At 64.1% G+C, this 2,396-nt stretch carries 2 protein-coding genes and 2 pseudogenes; all 4 read left to right on the top strand.

Features of this window, described 5'->3' with window-relative positions:
* Nucleotides 1-976, top strand: a pseudogene (locus EN932_RS34100) (helicase); the annotation flags it as partial.
* A 16-nt stretch (nucleotides 977-992) separates the two neighbouring features.
* On the top strand, nucleotides 993-1,379 hold the full coding sequence (locus tag EN932_RS34095; protein WP_013529181.1) for an RNA-binding S4 domain-containing protein: 387 nt from the start codon (nucleotides 993-995) through the stop codon (nucleotides 1,377-1,379).
* Nucleotides 1,380-1,613: 234 nt separating this feature from the next.
* Nucleotides 1,614-1,952 (top strand): ferredoxin FdxA, encoded by a 339-nt coding sequence (gene fdxA / locus EN932_RS34090; RefSeq protein ID WP_013529180.1) that lies wholly within the window; start codon nucleotides 1,614-1,616, stop codon nucleotides 1,950-1,952.
* Between the two features lie 367 nt (nucleotides 1,953-2,319).
* Nucleotides 2,320-2,396, top strand: a pseudogene (locus EN932_RS39845) (CarD family transcriptional regulator); the annotation flags it as partial.

Below are 2,396 nucleotides of genomic sequence, written 5' to 3'. Positions count from 1 at the left end.
CGGCTACCGTGCCGAGCCGAAGCCGGCCGTCGAGGTCAAGGCGCGGCTCGAAGCACAGGACAATGCCGCGCGCGAAGCAGCGATGGCGAAGCTTGCGGCGGAAGAGGCTGCACGAGCCGAGCAGACCAAGGCGGCGGACGCCGCAGCAGAGGCAGCAGTCGAAGGGTCGGAGCCGGCATCGGACGCAGTGGCCGTTTCGGAAACGGCGACCGAAATGACCTCCGACGCCGCGGCGGAACCTGCTGCGCCTGCCGTGGAAGAACAGGCGGACGCTCCGGTCGAAACCGTGCAAGACGAAGCGCCTGTTGCCGAGGCTGCTGCTGAACCGGCGCCGGTTGAACCGCAGGCAGAGGCTGAAGCTGCCGAGACTGAAGCCGCAGCGGCAGAAGAAGTTGCACCGGCCGAGCTGGTGTCAAATGCCGCGCCGGCAACGGACGCCGCGCCGGACGAAACCGTGACGGTGACTGAAGCAGCCACCGGGGAACCCGCTCCGGAAGCCGAAGCGCCAAAACCCATCCTGTTGTGGCGTCAGGGTCGTTTCGAACAGCGCCCGCGCAACCGCGACGACAACCGCAGGAACAATCGCCAACGCAACGGACAAGCGCGCGGCCGAAGCGATGCGCCTGCGGACGCCGGCGCACCGGCCGCCGCTGCACCCGGAGAGCGTCCGGCCCATGAAGGACGGCGCGATGGAGCCGGCAAGCCGCGCTTCGACCGCTCGAAGTTCAAACCCAAGCCGCAGGCCGAAGGCGAACAGCGACGTGACAGGCCGCAGGGCGAGCGCCCGCAGGGCGAGCGTCCCGACCGCCGCGAAGGCCGTCCCGACTGGAAGGGTGGCAGGCCGGATGGCAAGGGTGGTCCGCAAGGCGGCAAGCCCGCCTTCCAGCCAAAGCCGCGCGAGGAGCGCCCGGTGCGTTTCGATCCGGATTCGCCCTTCGCCAAGCTCGCCGCTCTGCGCGACCAATTGAAGAAGTAGAACCCGGCTCGCTTCGATGGTTGCCGAAGGCCGCCAGCGCATCGACAAATGGCTGTTCTTCTCCCGCGTCGTGAAATCGCGCTCGCTGGCGGCGAAGTTGGTCGTCGCCGGCCGGGTCCGCATCAATCGCGACAAAGCAGCGCAGGCTTCCGATCAGGTCAAGCCAGGCGACGTCCTGACCATCACGCTCGAGCGGCGCATCTTCATCTGGAAGGTCCTCGGCGCGGGTGCGCGACGCGGCCCGGCCGAGGAAGCCCGTACGCTCTACGAGGATATGTCGCCACCGCCCGCACCGAAGGGCGAAGCCCCTCCCGATGCAATTCCGGGGCTGCGCGAGGCCGGCAGCGGCCGCCCGACCAAGAAGGAACGTCGCCAGACCGACCGATTGCTCGGCGAAGATTGATGCCTGGCGTCCAAAAACAGGCGGCGCTTGCCAGGATAACGACGTGTTTGAAGCAAAACTGAACCCGGCAAACAGGAAGCCCTGCATGAGGTCGCCGGCCTCTGGGGCGCCGGCTGCCTGGAATTCCATTTCGAAACGCTGATGCCGACAGGAATGGCTGCCCTTGCAAGCAGCGGCCAAAGGCGTTACCTGACGGAAAAAGCCCAACAAAATGGGACGTCCCGGAGCCGACCGATGACCTATGTCGTGACCGACAATTGCATCAAATGCAAATACATGGACTGCATCGAGGTCTGTCCGGTCGATTGTTTCTACGAAGGCGAGAACATGCTCGTCATCCATCCCGACGAGTGCATCGACTGCGGTGTTTGCGAGCCGGAATGCCCGGCCGACGCGATCAAGCCCGACACCGAGCCCGGCCTCGACAAATGGCTGCAGGTCAATACCGAATATGCCGAGAAATGGCCCAACATCACCGCCAAGAAGGAACCGCCGGCAGACGCGAAATCCTTCGACGGCGAGGCCGGCAAGTTCGAGAAATACTTCTCCGCCGAGCCCGGCGAAGGCGATTGACAATACGGCCGCAGAGGCCGGTATTACGCAGGGTAAGAGGCACGTCACATTAACCGGCTTGACAGCCGGCGCCGGGTTGTGGCCTTCGCGTATGCAGCAAAACCTTGATTCTTCCGACTTTTTGTGTTACATCAGCGAAACATGCCGGTGACACAACGTCGATTTATGGCGCAGACGCCCCAAATCACTGAAAGGTGAAAATCCCATTCGGACCAGAGCGATCTGGGCCAGGCGGTCGCGATGTTGCGGTTTGCCGGTCCGGCTTTTCCGATGGGTTCATCTGTTGTGCGGCTAACGGTCGGTTTCTCCGATCGCGCGAGTTCGGGCCGGCAGGACGCCGGTACCACAACAAGGAGTTCAGTGCGCAATGGCAACGATCACCCCGCAGAAGAAGTCCACCGCTGCGCGTCACGGTTTCAAGACCGGCGAGTACATCGTCTACCC

This window comes from Mesorhizobium sp. M7A.F.Ca.US.002.01.1.1 (assembly GCF_004022955.1).
Lineage (GTDB): Bacteria > Pseudomonadota > Alphaproteobacteria > Rhizobiales > Rhizobiaceae > Mesorhizobium > Mesorhizobium ciceri.
Note: the sequence above shows the minus strand (reverse complement) of the source record. Positions and strands in the feature narration are given on the sequence as shown.

What these genes read in the sequence shown, in the direction of transcription:
- EN932_RS34095 (WP_013529181.1), top strand. Translation starts at nt 993, where the DNA reads ATGGTTGCCGAAGGCCGCCAGCGCATCGACAAATGGCTGTTCTTCTCC.
- fdxA (WP_013529180.1), top strand. Translation starts at nt 1,614, where the DNA reads ATGACCTATGTCGTGACCGACAATTGCATCAAATGCAAATACATGGAC.